This window comes from Gordonia prachuapensis (assembly GCF_036350515.1).
In the GTDB taxonomy this organism is placed as follows: Bacteria; Actinomycetota; Actinomycetes; order Mycobacteriales; family Mycobacteriaceae; genus Gordonia; species Gordonia prachuapensis.
This window is the reverse complement of record NZ_JAZDUE010000015.1, coordinates 65,822-83,194: the sequence shown is the minus strand read 5'-3', so window position 1 is coordinate 83,194 and position 17,373 is coordinate 65,822. Positions and strand designations below refer to the sequence as shown.

At 67.5% G+C, this 17,373-nt stretch carries 18 protein-coding genes; 9 read left to right on the top strand and 9 right to left on the bottom strand.

Annotation, left to right across the window (positions count from 1 at the left end; all coding sequences use genetic code 11):
• The first annotated feature begins 32 nt into the window (after positions 1-32).
• A complete protein-coding gene (locus tag V1Y59_RS17730) occupies positions 33-605 on the top strand; it encodes a YdeI/OmpD-associated family protein (RefSeq protein ID WP_330506260.1) in 573 nt (190 codons plus the stop codon).
• Positions 606-703: 98 nt separating this feature from the next.
• On the opposite strand, the gene V1Y59_RS17725 is transcribed toward V1Y59_RS17730, so the two are convergent.
• On the bottom strand, positions 704-1,495 hold the full coding sequence (locus V1Y59_RS17725; protein WP_330506259.1) for an SDR family oxidoreductase: 792 nt from the start codon (positions 1,493-1,495) through the stop codon (positions 704-706).
• 174 nt (positions 1,496-1,669) lie between these two features.
• Between V1Y59_RS17725 and V1Y59_RS17720 the strand changes: the two genes are divergently transcribed.
• Entirely contained in the window at positions 1,670-2,404 is a 735-nt protein-coding gene (locus tag V1Y59_RS17720; RefSeq protein WP_330506258.1) for a M23 family metallopeptidase, read from the top strand.
• A 66-nt stretch (positions 2,405-2,470) separates the two neighbouring features.
• Here V1Y59_RS17720 and V1Y59_RS17715 read toward each other — a convergent pair whose 3' ends face one another.
• A complete protein-coding gene (locus tag V1Y59_RS17715; protein ID WP_330436476.1) occupies positions 2,471-2,677 on the bottom strand; it encodes a cold-shock protein in 207 nt (68 codons plus the stop codon).
• A gap of 222 nt (positions 2,678-2,899) precedes the next feature.
• Here V1Y59_RS17715 and V1Y59_RS17710 point away from each other — a divergent pair, with 222 nt between their 5' ends.
• A complete protein-coding gene (locus tag V1Y59_RS17710) occupies positions 2,900-4,042 on the top strand; it encodes a flavin-containing monooxygenase (RefSeq protein ID WP_330506257.1) in 1,143 nt (380 codons plus the stop codon).
• Between the two features lie 7 nt (positions 4,043-4,049).
• Here V1Y59_RS17710 and V1Y59_RS17705 read toward each other — a convergent pair whose 3' ends face one another.
• The 3 genes from V1Y59_RS17705 to rnhA all read right to left on the bottom strand — a co-directional run bounded on the left by V1Y59_RS17705 (position 4,050) and on the right by rnhA (position 6,577).
• A complete protein-coding gene (locus V1Y59_RS17705; RefSeq protein WP_330506256.1) occupies positions 4,050-5,120 on the bottom strand; it encodes a helix-turn-helix transcriptional regulator in 1,071 nt (356 codons plus the stop codon).
• A gap of 69 nt (positions 5,121-5,189) precedes the next feature.
• The gene (locus V1Y59_RS17700; RefSeq protein ID WP_330506255.1) at positions 5,190-6,107 is read right to left on the bottom strand and encodes a D-isomer specific 2-hydroxyacid dehydrogenase family protein; all 918 of its coding nucleotides are present in this window, start codon (positions 6,105-6,107) and stop codon (positions 5,190-5,192) included.
• Positions 6,104-6,577 (bottom strand): ribonuclease HI, encoded by a 474-nt coding sequence (gene rnhA / locus V1Y59_RS17695; protein WP_330506313.1) that lies wholly within the window; start codon positions 6,575-6,577, stop codon positions 6,104-6,106. Before rnhA ends, V1Y59_RS17700 begins: the two co-directional genes overlap by 4 nt.
• 146 nt (positions 6,578-6,723) lie before the next feature.
• Between rnhA and V1Y59_RS17690 the strand changes: the two genes are divergently transcribed.
• The 4 genes from V1Y59_RS17690 (at position 6,724) to V1Y59_RS17675 (ending at position 10,581) form a co-directional block, all read left to right on the top strand.
• Positions 6,724-7,491 (top strand): methyltransferase domain-containing protein, encoded by a 768-nt coding sequence (locus V1Y59_RS17690; RefSeq protein ID WP_330506254.1) that lies wholly within the window; start codon positions 6,724-6,726, stop codon positions 7,489-7,491.
• 370 nt (positions 7,492-7,861) lie between these two features.
• Positions 7,862-9,124, top strand: a complete 1,263-nt coding sequence (locus V1Y59_RS17685) for a glycoside hydrolase family 183 protein (protein ID WP_330506253.1) — start codon at positions 7,862-7,864, stop codon at positions 9,122-9,124.
• A 69-nt stretch (positions 9,125-9,193) separates the two neighbouring features.
• The gene (locus V1Y59_RS17680; RefSeq protein ID WP_330506252.1) at positions 9,194-9,808 is read left to right on the top strand and encodes a dihydrofolate reductase family protein; all 615 of its coding nucleotides are present in this window, start codon (positions 9,194-9,196) and stop codon (positions 9,806-9,808) included.
• Between the two features lie 248 nt (positions 9,809-10,056).
• Complete coding sequence (locus V1Y59_RS17675) at positions 10,057-10,581, top strand: DUF1697 domain-containing protein (protein ID WP_330506251.1); 525 nt, start codon at positions 10,057-10,059, stop codon at positions 10,579-10,581.
• Positions 10,582-10,718: 137 nt separating this feature from the next.
• Here the strand turns inward: V1Y59_RS17675 and V1Y59_RS17670 are convergent, their stop codons facing one another.
• The 4 genes from V1Y59_RS17670 to V1Y59_RS17655 all read right to left on the bottom strand — a co-directional run bounded on the left by V1Y59_RS17670 (position 10,719) and on the right by V1Y59_RS17655 (position 13,854).
• Entirely contained in the window at positions 10,719-12,029 is a 1,311-nt protein-coding gene (locus V1Y59_RS17670) for a ClC family H(+)/Cl(-) exchange transporter (protein ID WP_330506312.1), read from the bottom strand.
• A gap of 82 nt (positions 12,030-12,111) precedes the next feature.
• A complete protein-coding gene (locus V1Y59_RS17665; protein WP_330436483.1) occupies positions 12,112-12,591 on the bottom strand; it encodes a hypothetical protein in 480 nt (159 codons plus the stop codon).
• Positions 12,592-12,668: 77 nt separating this feature from the next.
• On the bottom strand, positions 12,669-13,391 hold the full coding sequence (locus tag V1Y59_RS17660; protein ID WP_431309212.1) for a hypothetical protein: 723 nt from the start codon (positions 13,389-13,391) through the stop codon (positions 12,669-12,671).
• A 40-nt stretch (positions 13,392-13,431) separates the two neighbouring features.
• On the bottom strand, positions 13,432-13,854 hold the full coding sequence (locus V1Y59_RS17655) for a CoA-binding protein (protein ID WP_330506249.1): 423 nt from the start codon (positions 13,852-13,854) through the stop codon (positions 13,432-13,434).
• A 57-nt stretch (positions 13,855-13,911) separates the two neighbouring features.
• Between V1Y59_RS17655 and V1Y59_RS17650 the strand changes: the two genes are divergently transcribed.
• Both V1Y59_RS17650 and V1Y59_RS17645 read left to right on the top strand, forming a co-directional pair.
• Positions 13,912-14,691 carry a sulfite exporter TauE/SafE family protein gene (locus V1Y59_RS17650; protein ID WP_330506248.1) on the top strand — a complete coding sequence of 260 codons (780 nt, stop codon included), beginning with the start codon at positions 13,912-13,914 and terminating at the stop codon, positions 14,689-14,691.
• A gap of 790 nt (positions 14,692-15,481) precedes the next feature.
• The gene (locus V1Y59_RS17645; protein WP_330506247.1) at positions 15,482-17,371 is read left to right on the top strand and encodes an HNH endonuclease signature motif containing protein; all 1,890 of its coding nucleotides are present in this window, start codon (positions 15,482-15,484) and stop codon (positions 17,369-17,371) included.
• The last annotated feature ends 2 nt before the right edge of the window (positions 17,372-17,373 follow it).

Here is a 17,373-nt window from a genome sequence, read left to right as displayed (position 1 = left end):
CGCTGGTCGGCGCCCCCATTACGCTGGGAATCGTGGCCGACCCGAATGCAGAACGGTTGCACCTGGCGACTCTCGACGAATGGCACGACTGGCTCCGCGAGCACCACGACACCTCCGCAGGTGTCTGGTTCATCTTCTGGCGCAAGGAATCCGGCAAGGAACCGCTCGACTACGACCAGGTGGTGCGGGAGGCGTTGTGCTGGGGCTGGGTCGACGGCCACACCCGCGTGATCGACGACGACCGGCGCGGTATGTGGTTCACCCGGCGCGGGCGCAACAGTGCGTGGGCGGCGTCGAACAAGGCGCGCGTCGACGACCTGGTCAGCGAGGGGCGGATGCAGCCAGCCGGTCAGGCGGTCATCGACGACGCCAAGCAGCGTGGACTGTGGACTCTGCTCGACGACGCCGAGGCGCTCGTCGAGTCACCCGAACTCGCCGCCGCGCTCGACGCCGACCCGGCCGCTCGGGCGCACTGGGATGCGTGGCCGCCGAGTGTCCGGAAGTTCGCGCTGGCCCAGCTCGCGTTCGCCAAACAGCCCGTCACCAAGACCCGACGCGTCGCCACCATCGTCGAGAAGGCCGCGCGCGACGAGCGGCCTTCGTGACGTCCCTCCGCAGGCTCCGGAACTCCTCAGGCACCGGGAAACACGCCTCCCCTGATCCCTGAGGAGCCCGCGAGGAACGAGCGGGCGTCACGAAGGGTCTACAAGTCCGGGATCGGCAGATCCAGGTTGGGCGCAATGATCCCGCCGTCGACCTCGAGGATCTTGCCGGTCACGTACGCACCGGCCGGGGACGCCAGGTAGAGCGCCGCGGCCGCGATGTCGGCCGGGTCGCCGAGGCGGTGCAGCGGAGTCGACTCCTCGACCGCAGAGCGCATCCCGTCGTCGGCGGCCACGATGTCTAGCGCCGACGTCAGGATCGCGCCCGGTGCGATGCCGTTGACGCGGATACGCGGATTGAGATCCATCGCGGCGATCCGGGTGTAGTGGGCGAGGGCGGCCTTGGCGGTGCCGTAAGCGGCATAGGCGCGGCCGGGCAGCCGCCCGACCGCCGACGTCACGTTGATGATCGACCCGCCGTCGCCGCCCGCCAACAGGTGCGGAACTGCTGCGGTGACCAGGGCATGGGCGTTGGTGACGTTGAAGTCGAAAGCGGCGGACAGATGTTTGGGTTTGGTGTCGAGCAGCGGCCGCGGCATCGCCCCGCCGACGTTGTTGACGACGATGTCGAGCCGACCGAACTCGTCGACCGCGGCCTGGGCGAGGCCCGCGACGGCGTCGAGGTCGGACAAGTCGGCGGCGACCACCTTCGCCCGGCGCCCCGCCTCGCGGATCTGCGCCGCCACCTTGTCGAGCTCGGGTTCGCTGCGGGCAGAGATCACCACGTCTGCGCCGGCCTCGGCGAAGGCGACCGCGATGGCGGCGCCCAGGCCACGCCCCGCACCGGTCACGACCGCCACTTTGTCATCGATTCGGAATCTGTCGAGGATCACGGCTCGAGCCTGCCACGAAACGCGCAAAGCTGAAACACGTTCTACTTTTTGGATCTGGCACGTGATCTGAGACACCCCAGGCCCCTCCTCTCAGGATCCACTCAGCGGCGTATGGGTAACCTCGCCGAGTCCTTGCCGATACCAAACCGTTACCGATTCTGAGATGGACAAGCTGTGCCTCAACACCGACTGAACGACACGTCGACGCTCCCCTTCACCCGCGCCGCGCTCGACTCGACCTCCCGCACCCGAGCGGCCGGACGCCACCGCGCCACCGCGTCGCGCACCACCACCCGGTCGGCAGTGCGTGCCGGCGCTCTTGCCGCCTTCGTCGGCGCAATCGGATTGACCGCAGGCACCGCTGCACAGGCGACCGCCCAGCCGGCGGCGCCCCAGTTGCCGATCCCGTCGAATGTCGCGCTGCCGGACAATCTGAAGCTGCCCGCGGAGCTGAACTTGCCTCCGGAGATCGACGACTTCGTTCGCGACGCGTTGCCACCGTCGGTGTTCGCCCCCGGCCACGGGCACGCAGTGAAGCCGGTCAGCGGCACCGTGACCTCGAGCTACGGCCCGCGCTGGGGCACCCACCACAACGGCGTCGACATCGCGAACAAGGTCGGCACCCCGATTTACGCCGTGACCGACGGCGTCGTCCTCGAGTCCGGACCGGCCTCCGGGTTCGGGCAGTGGGTCCGAGTGCAGCAGGACGACGGCACCATCGGTGTCTTCGGGCATGTCGACCAGAGCTTCGTCCGCGCCGGCCAGAAGGTGCACGCCGGTCAGAAGATCGCCACCGTCGGCAACCGCGGCCAGTCGACCGGACCCCACCTGCACTACGAGGTCTGGGATGCGAACGGCAACAAGATCAACCCGCAGGTCTGGCTGAACAAGCGGGGCGTCCACCCCTGACAACCCCCAGAGACGACAAACGCCGCCCGAAATTCTCGGGCGGCGTTTGTGTGGTGTCTGTACTCGTCAGAGGGCGGTCACCGAGGTGGCCTGCGGCCCCTTCGGTCCCTGCTCAACCTCGAACTCGACACGCTGCTGCTCCTCCAGGTTGCGGAATCCGCTGCTCTGGATGGCCGAGTAGTGGACGAACACGTCCCCACCGGTGCTGTTGTCGGGAGCGATGAAGCCGAAGCCCTTTTCGCTGTTGAACCACTTGACGGTTCCTTGCGCCATGATGCTGGTACTTCTCTCTATATGCATTCGGACGCCAGACGGCGTCCGAATGTCCATGATCTCACAGCAGCGGCCCTGAGCCCGAATCGGCGGTCAGCGCTCCACCCGATGATCCCGCCGAACACCCCCTGTCTGGGGGATGGTCGAACATCCGATCTCGCGGTGCACTGGATGCAGACGATGGATCCCCGGACCGAACGGGATCCGGCGGAGGTGACGACCATGACTGACGCACTGGTGATCGGCAGCGGCCCTTCGGGATTGGCCACGGGGGCCGAGCTGGTGAAACGCGGGATCGACGTGACCGTACTCGAGCGCGGCGAGCGGACGGCTGCTGCCTGGGCCGGCCGGTACGACGGATTGCGATTCAACACGAGCCGATGGTGGTCGGCGCTGCCCGGTGCACCCTTCCCGCGCGCATACGGGTGGTTTCCGACCCGTGACCAGTATGTTCGTTATCTCGAGGACTACGCCGCCGCGCGACACGTGCCGGTGCGCCACGGCGTCACGGTCGAGCGACTCGATCCCGCCCCGGAGGGTGGATGGAATGTAGCCGCCACCGGCGAGGACCTCCACTCCACCCACGTGGTGGTGGCCACCGGCGTCTTCAATGTCCCTGTGCTGCCGGATTGGGCACGCGGCGATCGCAGGCCGCGGAATGTCCTGCACGCGAGCGACTATCGCAATGCGATGCCGTACCGAGGCCGTCGTGTCCTCGTCGTCGGCGCCGGCTCCACCGGCATGGAGATCGCTCGCGAGCTGGCCGACGACGGTGCCGCCGAAGTGTCGCTGTCGGTGCGGACCGCTCCGAACATCTTGTTGCGCAGCAGCGGCGGACTTCCCGGCGATCTCTCCGTGCCGCTGATCCTGCGTCTGCCAACTGATCTGGCCGACTCCATCCTGTCCGCAGTGCAACGCGCAACCGTCGGCGATCTCTCGCCGTTCGGGCTCGGCCACCCGCCCGCCGGGGTCATCGCCCAGCTGCGTGAACGCGGTGCCGGGACCGCCGTCGTGGACAAAGAGGTCCTCGACGCCATCCGCGACGACCGCATCCGCGTGGTCGCCGCAGTGGATCGATTGGACGACGACGGCGCCCGATTGGTGGACGGGTCGCACGTCGGAGCCGATGTCGTCATCGCCGCGACGGGCTACACGACCGGCCTGCGTGAGATGGCCGGACACCTCGACGTCCTGGACGCACGTGGTATGCCCCGAGTCGTCGATGGCGGTGAGGTGATGGCCGGACTGCGATTCGTCGGCTATGTCCCGCGTCCCGGGCTGACCGGTTACACCGGCAAGCTCGCCCGGGTGGCTGCTCGGGGCATCGCCGCCGCCCGCGACGACACGGCAGTCGCGGCGCCCTGACGCGGCGTCAGCCCGACGACGCCACGTGCACCCGCGGCTGGTGCTGCAGCCGCGCCAGCAGTTCGGGACGGCTGTTCACCCCGAGTTTGGCGAAGATCGACTTGATGTGACCACGCAATGTCTCCGGGGTGATCCAGAGTTCCTGTGCGACGTCGGCGGTGTCCATGCCCATGAGCAGCAGTTGGGTGACCTCCTGCTCTCGCGGGGTCAACTCGTGTAGGTGCAGCAGCAACGGGGCGATGTCGGCCCGTCGGGCCGGTTCGAGGACGACGGCCGTGCTTGCGCTGTCGAGCCGCATCCCACGGACGAGCAGCCATTCGCCGGACGAACCCTGTGTCCGTGCGACCGCCGGCGGCCCGGACCGCTCACCGTCTGCCAGAGCCCTGGCCTGGGCCGCGACCTCGTGCACGACCACTGAGGAGTCCAGCCGTGAACACGCGATCGAACCCAGCCAGCGCTGCGCGCGGTCCGTGGCGGTCCGGACGCTTCCGTCGTCGTCGAGAACGACCATCGCAGGTTCCTGATCGGTCGAGGTGTCGAGATCGTGCAGCAGGAGCCCCGCTCGGAGGCCGTGGGCGACGTGGGACGACAGTCGCGCCATGACGTCGATCTCGCGGCGGGTGAACCACGGATCGTCGGCCTTCCGCGTCATACACACGTGACCCCAGGTGACCTGACCGGCGCGGAATACCGCACGCATCTCGTCGCCGTAGCCTCGCGGACGGTAGACCCGAGCCCACCGTGCGCTGCGATCGAGATGGCCGCCGGTCGCCTCGCTCAACGCCGCCGCGGCCTGTCGTCCCCGGGACAGGTCGACGAACTTGTTCACGTCGTCGACCGTCAGTTCCAGTTCGATCAGTGCCAGATGCGCCTCACGCGGCACGTCCTCTTCGTACACCCCGGTGATGAGCAGTGTGTCCGGGTCGACGAGCAGCCAACCGGCCACCGCGTACGGGATGTGCCGCCGGACGATGCGCGCCACGTGTTCGAGCAGTGGGAGCGGTTCGTCCGCACGCGCACAGATCCGGGCGACCCGCTCCACCAGCCGGTCGTCGTCCACATGCGTGTGGCTGACCATGGTGGTTCCATGATGAACCTCCGCCGCGGTTCGCCGCATCACCTTTCATGGACGGACCGGAGGCAGAGGTCAGTACGCACTCCCGGCCGTCACCACCGCCAGCAGTTCCTCCCCCGCCAGATACCGCCGGATGTTCTCGGCCATCCACGGCGCCATCGTGCGCGTCAGCCCCGACGACGGGTTCGCGACGTGCGGGGTGATGATGACGTTCGGCAGCGACCAGAGCGGATCGTCGTCGGCAGGCGGCTCCGGGTCGGTGACGTCGAGCGCCGCCCCGGCGATCTGCCCATCGCGCAATGCCGCGACGAGCGCTGTCTGATCCACCAGCGGCCCCCGGGCGACGTTGACGATCCACGCGTGCGACGGCAGCGCTTCCAGGGATTGCGCATTGATCAGGTGACGGGTCTGCGCGGTGGCCGGTGCCGCCAGCACGACGTGATCGGTCTGGCCCCACACCTCGTCGGTGCGTTCCGACGGCAACGTCACCGCGGCACCGTCCACCGGTCGGCCGGACCGGTTGACCGCGATCACGCGGGCGCCGCATGCCGACAACCGCGGGATCAGTGACGTCGCGATTCCGCCTGCGCCGATGATCGCCACCGTCGACCCGTGCAGGGATCGGACCGCGGTGTCGATCGGCTGTTTGTCCCAGTGCCGCAGGACCGACGTGTTGAGTTGCCGCAAACCTGCCAGCAACAGAGCCAAGGCGTGCTCGGCGACGTTCTCGGCGTAGAAACCCGACGCGTTGGTCCACACGCGACGGTCGTCGATGACGCCCGCCGCCACGTATTCCTCGATCCCGGCGGTCTTCAGGGCGACCCATTCGACCTGATCGCCGAGTTCCGGGAAGTCGTCGACGGTCCCGATCCACACCAGGACGCGGGCCTCGGCCGGCCCGACGACGCGGCCCCCGGCGCCTTCGACCGCGGCGACCAGATGCTCATCGCGGGTCGGTTCGACGGCCACCGGCAGCGGCGTCGTGCTCATCGACTCCCCTCCGCGATCTGCCGTGCCGCCGTGGTGGCCAGTTCGTCGGCGATCTCGTTGAAGTGGTCGCCCGAGTGGCCCTTCACCCACTTCCAGGTGACCTCGTGGCGTTTCTCCTCCTCGATGAGCCGACGCCACAGATCGGCGTTCTTCACCGGCTTCTTGTCGGCGGTCTTCCAGCCGTTACGCTGCCATCCGGCAACCCATTTGGTGATGCCGTTGCGCACGTAACTCGAGTCCGTGTAGAGGATGACGGTGGACGGTTTCCGCAGGGCCGCCAATCCTTCGATGGCGCCGGTCAATTCCATCTTGTTGTTGGTGGTCGCCGGATCCGAACCGGAGATCCGCTTCTCGTGCTGCCGATAGCGCAGCACCGCGCCCCATCCGCCCGGCCCCGGATTGCCCAGGCACGCACCATCAGTCGAGATCTCGACGATGTCGGTCGGGTCGGGGGGTCCGGCCTGCGTCACGTCGTCGGCGGCGTCGGCCCGCGAGCTGTCGAATACGGCGTCGGTCACCCACCGAAGGGTACTGCACGTCGGGAGAGCACCGATCGCGGGGAAATTGCCGGATTTGCGTACTGCCGAACAAGCGATGCGCCGCCTAGTCTTGAGTCATGCAGACATGGGATCCGGACCGTTACCTGCAATTCGCCGACGCACGTGCGCGACCGTATCTCGACCTCATCGCCCAGGTGCCGACCGCACCCGCCACGATCGTCGATCTCGGATGCGGTCCCGGATACCTCACGCGGCATTTACGGGCGCTGTGGCCGGACGCCCAGATCCTGGGCATCGACTCGTCGCCGACCATGATCGATCAGGCGATCCGCGACAACACCGACCGAAACGCCAACTACGACATCGCCGACGCCGCCACCTGGTCGCCCAATCAGCCCGTGGACCTCATCGTGTCAAACGCGATGTTCCAGTGGGTCCCCGACGCCATGTCGGTCATCGATCGTCTACTCGGACACCTCAACGACGGCGGGGTGTTCGCCGTGCAGGTCCCCGACAACGCCGATTCACCGATGCACCGCCACCTCGTCGAACTCGCCGACGACCCCCGGTTCGCAGACCGCCTGGGTGAGGTGCGCCGGATGCCGAAGTTCGCACCTGACGACTTCCTTAAGTTTTTCACCGAGCGCGGTTACACCACCAATACGTGGTCGACCACGTATCTGCATGTACTGCACGGCGACGACCCGGTGTACGACTGGAGCGCCGGAACCGCCGCCCGTCCCTACCTCGCCGCGCTCGACGAGTCCGACCGCGACACATTCGTCGACGAGTACCAGCAGCGACTGCGCGACGCCTATCCGCCGCAGACGATGGGGACGGTGCTGCCGTTCCGTCGCACCTTCGCGGTGGCCACACCGTTCTGAGCAACCCAAACCGCTGGTCGAGTAGGTGACGAGCGGCAGCGAGGAACCGTATCGAGACCCCCCAACCGCCGGCCGAGTAGGCGACGAGACCCCCCAACCGCTGGTCGAGTAGGTGACGAGCGGCAGCGAGGAACCGTATCGAGACCCCCCAACCGCCGGCCGAGTAGTGACGAGCCCCCAACCGCTGGCCGAGTAGGCGACGAGACCCCCCAACCGCTGGTCGAGTAGGTGACGAGCGGCAGCGAGGAGCCGTATCGAGACCTCCAAGGCCCGATAACGCCTACATCTCGGTTCACAGCACGATCTACCGACCATCACACCACTTCTGCAACACTGACACCACGGTCACCAGGTCCGCAGGGGGTTTCCCATGTCCAGATGCCGTCGGATCGTCACCGGGGCGACCATCGTCGCACTCACCATCGGAACCGTCGCCGTGTCCGCCGCGCCGGCCCGGGCATCGATCTGCAGTGCGGTCGGCTTCCACGGCGGCGACGTCGGGAGCACCGGCAGCAGCGGCTCCAGCCAGATCGGACTCGGCAGCGCCGACTTCGGCAGCTATCGGGCCGGCGGCAAGAAACCCCAACGACCATTGGCAAAACTACGCGGCGCCAGCACCGCTGTGGAATGGGTGACCGGTCCACGTAGCCCGAACCGCACCGACGACCGGTTCTCCATCACCGCCACCGACGTCGGCGTCCCGTGGGACAACGGCTCCGGGCAGATATTGATGGCGTTCGGCGACACCTGGGGCCAGTGCGCAGGCCAGATGGTGTGGCGGCACAACACGATGCTCCGCAGCGACGGCGCCGCGAACCTCGCGAAGGGCATCACGTTTCCCGACGCCATCCCGGGTTCGACACGCTCCGGCGCGTCGGTCACGCCGCAGCATCCGACGTTCTCCCAGCCGATGATCAACGCGGTCGGCGTGCGCAACATCGAGGTCGGCAAGATCCCGACCGGCGGCATCGCGATCGACGGCGTGCAGTACATGAGCTACATGTCCATCCGGCGGTGGCTGTCGCCCGGACGGTGGGCCACCGGATATTCGGCGATCGCGGTCTCGCGCGACAACGGGCAGACCTGGGTCACCGACAACGGCACCATCCGCGCCAACCTCGATCTCACGGTGCCGGGTGTCCGGCAGGTCGCGGCCGGACACGACCGATTCCAGATGGGTGCGTTCCTGCGCGCGGGCGATTTCGTCTACCAGTACGGCACGCCCAGCGGCCGGTTCGGGGCGGCGTTCGTCGCGCGGGTCCGACCGTCCGACATTCTCCGGCTCGATCGTTACCAGTACTACCGCGGCGGCGGCGCGTGGTCGCCGGCTCCGGCCGACGCGGTGCCGATCGTCGGTCAGCCCGTCAGCGAGATGTCGGTGGCCTACAACGACTTCCTGAAGCGGTTCGTCATGCTGACCGAACAGGGCGGCACCATCATGATGCGCACCGCCCCGGGGCCGGCCGGGCCCTGGAGGGGCCCGAAGGTCATCGTGCCGGCGTCGCAGGCCAAGGGTCTCTACGCGCCCTATATCCATCCTCGGTCGACCGGGCAGGACCTGTACTTCGTCGCCTCACGGTGGGACGACTACAACGTCATGCTGATCCGCACCGACCTCGCGAAGGTCCGGTGACACCGCGACACCGATGAGTTCCGGCGAACGGTTGAGTCCACCGAGGTGACACCACATGAGGAGGACTCCATGACGACCGTGACCGCAGACATCACCATTTCACTCGACGGATTCGGCGCCGGCCCGGATCAGTCCGAGGACGCACCCCTCGGTGTGGGATTCGAGCAGGCACACCGCTGGATGTTCGAGGCCGCCGACGATAACGCCGCAGAGGTCGCGGCGATCACCGGACACGATGCATACATCATGGGCCGCAACATGTTCGGCCCGGTTCGCGGAGAGTGGCCCGACGAATCGTGGCAGGGTTGGTGGGGCCCGGAGCCGCCGTATCACGCGCCGGTGTTCGTGCTCACCCACCATGAGCGGCCCTCGGTGGAGATGGCCGGAGGTACGACATTCCACTTCGTCACCGGCGGAATCGAGGAGGCCTACGACCGAGCGGTCGACATCGCCGGCGTAGACGGTTCGGTTGCCGTGGCGGGCGGGCCCGCGACGCTTCGCCAGTACCTGGTCGCCGGACTCGTCGATGAGCTGCGCCTGCATGTCGCGCCGTTCGTCCTCGGGCGGGGCGAGAGTGTGTTCGCAGGTCTGGAAGGAATCGGTTACACGCCGTCGTCGGCGCGCGCGTCGTCATTGGTGACCCATCTGACCTACGACGTGGCCGGGGTGGGCACATCGGCGTAACGTCGGGCGTGTGGGTCGATCCGAAGGGACCGAAGAACTTCTACGCAGTGAGGAGTGACCATGAGTCGACCGGTACCACCCCCGGAGCCGCCACCGGACCCGGTTCCCGCGCCTGAGCCGATCCCCGAACCCCCGCCGGAGCCGCCGATCCCGGTTCCCCCGCCCGATCCCGGGCCGACCCCCGAACCCGCTCCACCCCAACCTGATCCACCTCCCCGCCCCACCGTCATCTGACCGGCTCCGCGCAGATGTCGCGACGAGTTGTGTTGATCCGGGCCGTCAACGTCGGAGGCGCGAAGCTGCCGATGGCCGACTTGCGAGAGATGGCAGCCGAACTCGGGGCCACCGACATCTCCACCTACATCGCATCCGGCAACCTGATCTGCGAACCCACCGGCGATCCAGACGATTTCGACCGTGCGCTGGAGAAGTCGATCACCGACCGGTTCGGATTCGAACGTGAGGTCATCAGCCGCTCGCGGGACGATCTCGTGAAAGCCCTCGCGGCGCACCCGTTCGATGTCGTGGATGCGAAATATTCGTATATCTACTGCCTCACAGGCACACCCGCGACGGACAAGGTCGCCGCGTTCTCCGAACGTGCCTTCGGCGACGACGTCTTCCGCGTGATCGGCGACGACCTACACATCCGGTACGCGGAGGGAGCTGGGGTCTCGAAGCTCACCGCGCCGGTCATCGCCAAGGGACTCGGCGTGCAGGGCACGGGCCGCAATCTGAAAACCGTCCAGAAGTTGATCGATCTCGCCGAGTAGGGCCACCCACCCGCAGGTCGAGTCCCCACCCGCTGGTCGAGTCCCCCATTCGCTGGTCGAGTAGCGCGAGCCGCTAGGCGAGCGCGTATCGAGACCCGGTGACCTCGAGACCCCGCCGACCCCGACCCCCGCCGACCCTACGGCCCCGACCGCGCCTCGGACTGCTTGCGCAGCATGCGTATTCGCAGCGCGTCGTAGATGGGCGGTGACCGCAGCACCGATGCGACCACGACAGCAATCGCCCCGGACACCAGCATCGGGATGGTCACCGTGGTGACCGCGGTCATCTCGATGACGAGGACGAGTCCGGTGAACGGGGCCCGCACGATCGACGCGAACAGGGTCGCCATGCCCACGAGAGCGAACGCGATGGTCAGGTCCTCGGTCAGACCGGGGACGACCACCTGCGTGATCCGCCCGGCGACGAGCCCGGTCAGCGCGCCCAACGCCAGGATCGGCGCGAAGATGCCGCCCGGTGTGCCGGCGGCGTACGAGATCGGCCCCGCGATGAATCGTACGGCGACATAGAGGATCACCACGGGCAGTGCGAAATGTTGGCCGGCCAACACCAGGCCGGCGAGGACTTCGCCACCACCGCCCATGGTGGGGTCGGCGAGGAGCAGGCAGCTGACCACGGCGCCGATCACTCCCGCCTTCACGACCGCAGGCACACGGCCGATCATGTCGAACAGGTCGAGGCAGAGCAGGATGAGCCGGTTGTAGATCACCCCGAGCAGCCCGACGACCAGCCCGAAGACGACGAAGATCGGCAGTGTCGTCAGCGCCGGCGACGCCACCGGCCCGACGTCGCGGAAGTCCGGTTCGTCACCGAGTACCAGGTGACTCGCACCGAGTCCGATGGCGACGGCGACCATCGTGACGACGCCCTCGCGGAGCCGGAACTTCTTGGTGACCTCCTCGAAGATGAAGAACACCGCGCCGATCGGGGCGTTGAAGGCCACCGCCAGGCCCGTCCCCGACAGGACGGTCTGCAGCAGCCTGACCTCTTCTGCCGCGAGCCGGGCCACACGCCCCGCGGCGGCGCCGATCGCTGCGGCCATGTGCACCGTTGGCCCTTCGCGCCCGAGCACCATGCCCGCCACACCGTTCGACAAAAGACCGCCGACGAACCGTGCGGGGATGACCGACAAGGGTGGCGGGTCGGCCTCACCGCGGTCGACGGCCTCGACGTGCTGGATGCCGCTACCGGCCGCCAATGGTTGCCATCGTGCGATGGCGGCCGCAGCGGCCGCGGCGACACCGGCAACCGACACCGGGATCAGCCACCCCCATGCGGGATGGGTGTGGGACCACTCGATGACCTCGGCGCGCCGGTCGTCGATCACCTCCAGGCACCATCGGAATCCGCCGCCGACGAAGCCGGCCACGGCGCCCGCCCCGGCCGCGAGAAGCAGAATGACCCAGAGCGTGCGCCCGGTGAGGACCACGTCGTCGGCACCCGCGTCACCGCCGAACCGGTGGTCGGGCACATGGTTGTCGGCCGCGCTCACGACGCGTCGGGGGCGGCCGTCATGCGCGCTCGAGCGCGGACGTCACCTTCTCGAGGTCCGCGAGCTGGGTCTCCGTCGGTGCTTCCCAGAGCTTCCTCGGCAACTCCTCCAGCACCGAGATCGCGGACTCCGCCGAGGACAGTCGGGCCGACTTCTCGTCGTCGTCGGTCATCCCGGATGCGTCGATCAGCTTGTCGTCGAGCCCGAACACCGCGTCGTCCAGGCGATCTCGGGCCGCGACGAGCTCGGGAGAGTGCGGGATGGCCGGATTGGCGTGCACGTCGGCGATGGCATAGCGAATCCGCTGGTGCAGCAATGCTTCCCGCGATGTCGACGTTGTCCATTCGGTTGGCGCGCGACCGGGTTTGCCGGGAACGAGGTCGGTGGACCGTGCGAACTTCTTGACCCGTTTGTCCGAATCCCACGCGAACCAGACCGCGCCGCACAGGATCGACAGCGCCACCGCGATGATGATCGCGATGACGATCGCCGCGATCATGTCCCCCACCCCGTCTCTGGTCTCATCCGCACTGCCATGACTCGACTCTATCCCTGTCGGGTGGTGAGCGGCCCCGATCAGTCGCCCGTCGGCCGCGCTGTCCCTGTGGGCCGCCCGGCCACCAGGTCTTCCAAATCGAGTCCCCATGCGCCGTATCTGGCGTCGAAGGTTTCGGCCCGCCGACGAGCGCGCGCCGTCTTCGCGGGCGAGTAGCGTCTGCGTGCCCACCGCGACGTCGGCCGGGCCAGCCGGACCGCCCCGATCCATGCCACCGGTGGGATGAATGCACCGATTGCCGCAGTCGAGTACTTGCCCTTGGCGACGCACGCCAGCAGGAACGCGAGGTGCAGGGCCAGCGGCACGGAGAACGCGATCGGGCCGATTCGGAGGCTGTCGGCGTCACCTTCGGTCAGCGGGTCGATGCCCAGTAGCGCCATGCCGAGGCCGGCCACCGTGAGGCCGACGACCTGCACGGACAGTTGCCCTTCGCGCGACCAGTAGACGTCCTGAAGGTGCAGGATCAGCGCGAACTCGTCGAGGACCAGCGACGTTCCGATACCGATGGCCACCGCACTGATCTCCGCACCGGGAGACGCGCCCGCGGCGGCCACCGACGCGAATGCGCCTGCCACGGTGAGGATGATGCCGGGGACCGCGTGATGAATGTGCGTCCCGCCGCGGACGTTGTCGCGGAACGGACCCTTCCCGGCGCGGATGAGCCGGGTGATGACGCGGGTGACGATGAATGTCACCACGAACGCCAGGAACAGCAGAAACAGCGGCAGGCGACTGCCGGTCACGTCCGGAACGTCGAGATGCACGGGCGGATGCGGTGCGCGCTCAGGACTTCGCGGGCACCAGTCCGGTGCGGCGCTGCTCGATGATCAGGCAGCGATCCTCCACGTAGAGCAGTCCGGCCTCCTCGGCGATGGCGCGTGCCTCCGGAGACTCGATCCCGAGTTGCAGCCACAATGCGGTGGCGCCGGCCGCCACCGCCTGCCGCGCCACCTCGGGCGTGTCGGCTGACGGGCGGAACACATCGACGAGGCCCACCTGCTCGGGGATGTCGGCGAGGGTGCGGTACACCTTCTCGCCCACGATCTCGTCGGCGTGCGGGTTCACCGGGATGATCCGCCAGCCACGCTGCTGCATGTAGTCCGGGACCTCGTTGGCGGCCTTGGACGGATTGGCGCTCGCGCCGACGACGGTGATGGTGTCGTAGGTGCTCAGGATCTGTTCGACGACCTCGTCGGTTGTGCTCATGAGTCGAGCTTAGGACCCCACGATGTCGGTTGCGACGTGGTCGGGCAGTCTCGAAGGGTGACGTCGTGGGAATTGTTCGCCGTGCTGATTGCCGGTGTCGGTGCGGGTGCGATCAACGCGGTCGTCGGCAGCGGCACACTCATCACGTTCCCCACGCTCGTCGCTTTCGGGGTGCCGCCGGTGACGGCCACGATGTCCAATGCGGTCGGACTGGTGGCGGGCGGCGTGTCCGGCACCTGGGGCTACCGCAGGGAGCTGGAGGGCCAGTGGCCGCAGTTGCGGTGGCAGATCCCCGCGTCGTTCACCGGCGCGATCGTCGGCTGCTGGCTTCTGCTGCACCTGCCTGAGACCGTCTTCGAGACGATCGTGCCGATCCTGTTGATCGCGGCTCTGATCCTGGTGGTGGCGCAGCCCAGAATCCAGAAATGGGTCGGGCATCGATCGGTCGGTCCGGTGCATCACGCGCCCGAGCTGACCGGGCCACGGATCGCGGCGATGGTGACGGCCACGTTCGCGGTGGGTGTGTACGGCGGCTATTTCACCGCGGCGCAGGGGATTCTGCTGATTGCCGCGCTCGGCGTCATCGTCCCGGACCACCTCCAGCGGATGAATGCGGCGAAGAATCTGCTCTCCCTGGTGGTCAACGTCGTCGCCGCAGTCGTCTACACCACGGTCGCGTTCGACCGAATCGACTGGGCTGCAGCCGGTGTCATCGCCGTCGGATCGCTCCTCGGCGGGTTCATCGGGGCGCGCTACGGTCGCCGACTCTCGCCGGCGGTGCTGCGCGCCGTCATCGTCGTCGTCGGCCTCGTCGGGCTGTGGCGGCTCCTCGCCTGAGGAGCGCCCAGCTCGCACCCGACACCGGTCGATCCACCCGCTGGTCGAGTAGCCCCGTGCCGCACCCCCACCCGCTGGTCGAGTAGTCCGAGCCGCTAGGCGAGGGCGTATCGAGACCTCGGAACCAGCGAAACGTACTGCACCACCGAACTTGTCACACCTAACCGATACTCTGACATCAGTTCCATTCCCGCACAACCGCTCCCCCACACGAAAGGCCTGGCGCGTTCACCGATACCGATCCCGCCACCTCTCCCGTCCGCTGGTCAAGTAGTCCGAGCCGCTAGGCGAGGACGTATCGAGACCTCGAAACCTACTGCACCCCCGAACTTGTCACACCCAACCGATATTCTGAACCCAATCGAAAAGCGCAGACCTAACGTTATCCACAGCCGTCGCTCACCGACCAAAGTTGTCAGAACTACCCGATACTCTGATATCAGTCCCGTTCCCGCGCAGCACCTCCCACTCACGAAAGGCCTGGCGTGTTCACCTACACCGACCCCACCGCTTCATCCACCCGCTGGTCGAGTAGTCCGAGCCGCACCCCCACCCGCTGGTCGAGTAGTCCGAGCCGCTAGGCGAGGACGTATCGAGGCCTCCGGAACCGGCGAAACCTACTGCACCACCGAACTTGTCACACCCATCCGATACCCTGAATCCAATCGAAAAGCGCAGACCCAACGTTCTCCACAGGCCGCCACTCACCCACCGAAATTGTCAGACCCACCCGATACTCTGACATCAGTCCCATTCCCGCACAGCTCCTCCCCCACACGAAAGGCCTGGCGTGTTCACCTACACCGACCCCACCGCCGACGACACTCTGTTGTCGTCGGTCGGTGCTGAGGGGTTGGGGGCGTTCGCGCGCGATGCGTTGCGGTTGAGTCGGCAAGCCGAGGCACGCGCACTGCTGATGGCCTACCGTATCGGCGAAAGAGCCTACAACGAGCGGCTGTTCGGCGCCGACGGCCGCCACCGCATGATCTTCGGCCAGACCGCCCGCAACGCCGCAGTCGGCGAGATCTCCCTCGCGTTGCGGATCAACAAAACCAAAGCCGGCGAATGGTACTCACTGGGCGCCTCCCTGCAGGAGTATCCGAAGATCCGGATGGCCTATCTGGCCGGCGAGTTCAGCACCCACCGCATGTCGGTGATGGTGCACGCCGCCGACATCGCCCCCAAAGGTGACCTGAGCGACCAACTCCCCAACCCCGACGACACCACCGATGAGCCGGCCGACGAGCCGACCGACCCGACCCTCGACGACCTCCTCGACGACGAGGCCGACGACACCGATCCGGATGCCGAGGTGCAACCGGAACCACAACCCGAGGTCGATGAGCCGGTCAGTTTCGAAGACCTCGCCCTCGAACTGGGCAATCGGGCGTCCACCGACACCGCACTGCGCGATGACCTCGCCGACGCGGTGATCAGCCTGGATCCGGACGGGGCAGCCGAATCGCGGGATGCTATCGCCGAAGCGTTCGAGAACATCACCTTCAGCAACGAGGCCGGCGGGCACATGAACCTTGATGCCTGCATGCCTGCCGAGCACGGCGTGCATCTGCGTGACCGCATCACCCGGCTTGTCGCCGCACGCGTGTGCAAGAGCGACCCGCGCACCCTCGGCCGCCAGCGCATCCTCGCGTTCGGCGAGATCGTCGGCATCCCCGGCGCCACCCTGACGTGTGAATGTGGCGAGGACACCTGCACCGCAGGAAAGACCCGCACCAAGCGCGGCAAGCGGAAGACGGCGCCCACCACCGGCGGCAATGCATCGAACCAGCCTCACCCAGAGACAGCCGAAACCACCGACAGCGACGACCGTGAGACCGACCCAAGCAACAACGGTGACGAAGAGGGTCGGTCGGCGAGCAGCGCGTCCATCACCGCGCCCACCGACGCCGAGCCGGCCGACACCGAGCCGGCCCTATCCGCCGACGATCATGACACCGCCGACACCGCGGACGGCTCCGACAACCACGAGATCGCCGAGACCGGCAGCGAGCCCGCCGCCGACATCGCCAACGTCGACAGCACCGACGATGGCGACACAACCAAGACCGGCACCGACACCGCTGACGACACCGACAACGCCGAACAAACCGACACCGCCCCAGCGCCCACCGACCTCCCGACCCCACCAGCCTGGACCCTGCTGCACGACCCCACCGGCACCGAACCCACCCGGCTACAGGGCTACGGCGCCATCGACCCCGCCCACGCCGAGAGACTCGCGCCGCAGGCGAAGATCATCACCGTCCCCACCCTGACCACCCCGAAACCGGCCAGCCGACTGATCATCGTCGGCGAACGAGCATTGGCGCCACCCATCGACCCCACCGGCCACGGCGGATTCGACATCCCACCACCCGGCGCCCTCATCTACCGACCACCCGACCGGCTACGCGCCGAAATCACCTACCTGGATCGACGCTGCCGCTACCCCTACTGCAGCCGACCGTCCCACGAATGCGAACTCGACCACCTGGTCAAGTTCAACCATGCCGACCCGCTGGCCGGCGGCTGGAGCGTGCCCTACAACTTCGCACCGCTGTGCCGACCCGACCACCACCGCAAACACGACGGCGGCTGGGTACCCACCATGCACACCGACCGCACCATCACCTGGCACAACCTACGCACCGGCGAAACCATCATCACCTACCCGCGGTGATG

Bases quoted from the DNA above. Each gene is read 5' to 3' on its own strand.
- V1Y59_RS17675 (WP_330506251.1), top strand. From the start codon at position 10,057: ATGTCGCGACGAGTTGTGTTGATCCGGGCCGTCAACGTCGGAGGCGCG.
- V1Y59_RS17680 (WP_330506252.1), top strand. From the start codon at position 9,194: ATGACGACCGTGACCGCAGACATCACCATTTCACTCGACGGATTCGGC.
- V1Y59_RS17715 (WP_330436476.1), bottom strand. From the start codon at position 2,677: ATGGCGCAAGGAACCGTCAAGTGGTTCAACAGCGAAAAGGGCTTCGGC.
- V1Y59_RS17685 (WP_330506253.1), top strand. From the start codon at position 7,862: ATGTCCAGATGCCGTCGGATCGTCACCGGGGCGACCATCGTCGCACTC.
- V1Y59_RS17700 (WP_330506255.1), bottom strand. From the start codon at position 6,107: ATGAGCACGACGCCGCTGCCGGTGGCCGTCGAACCGACCCGCGATGAG.
- V1Y59_RS17710 (WP_330506257.1), top strand. From the start codon at position 2,900: ATGACTGACGCACTGGTGATCGGCAGCGGCCCTTCGGGATTGGCCACG.
- V1Y59_RS17665 (WP_330436483.1), bottom strand. From the start codon at position 12,591: ATGATCGCGGCGATCGTCATCGCGATCATCATCGCGGTGGCGCTGTCG.
- V1Y59_RS17705 (WP_330506256.1), bottom strand. From the start codon at position 5,120: ATGGTCAGCCACACGCATGTGGACGACGACCGGCTGGTGGAGCGGGTC.
- V1Y59_RS17655 (WP_330506249.1), bottom strand. From the start codon at position 13,854: ATGAGCACAACCGACGAGGTCGTCGAACAGATCCTGAGCACCTACGAC.
- V1Y59_RS17690 (WP_330506254.1), top strand. From the start codon at position 6,724: ATGCAGACATGGGATCCGGACCGTTACCTGCAATTCGCCGACGCACGT.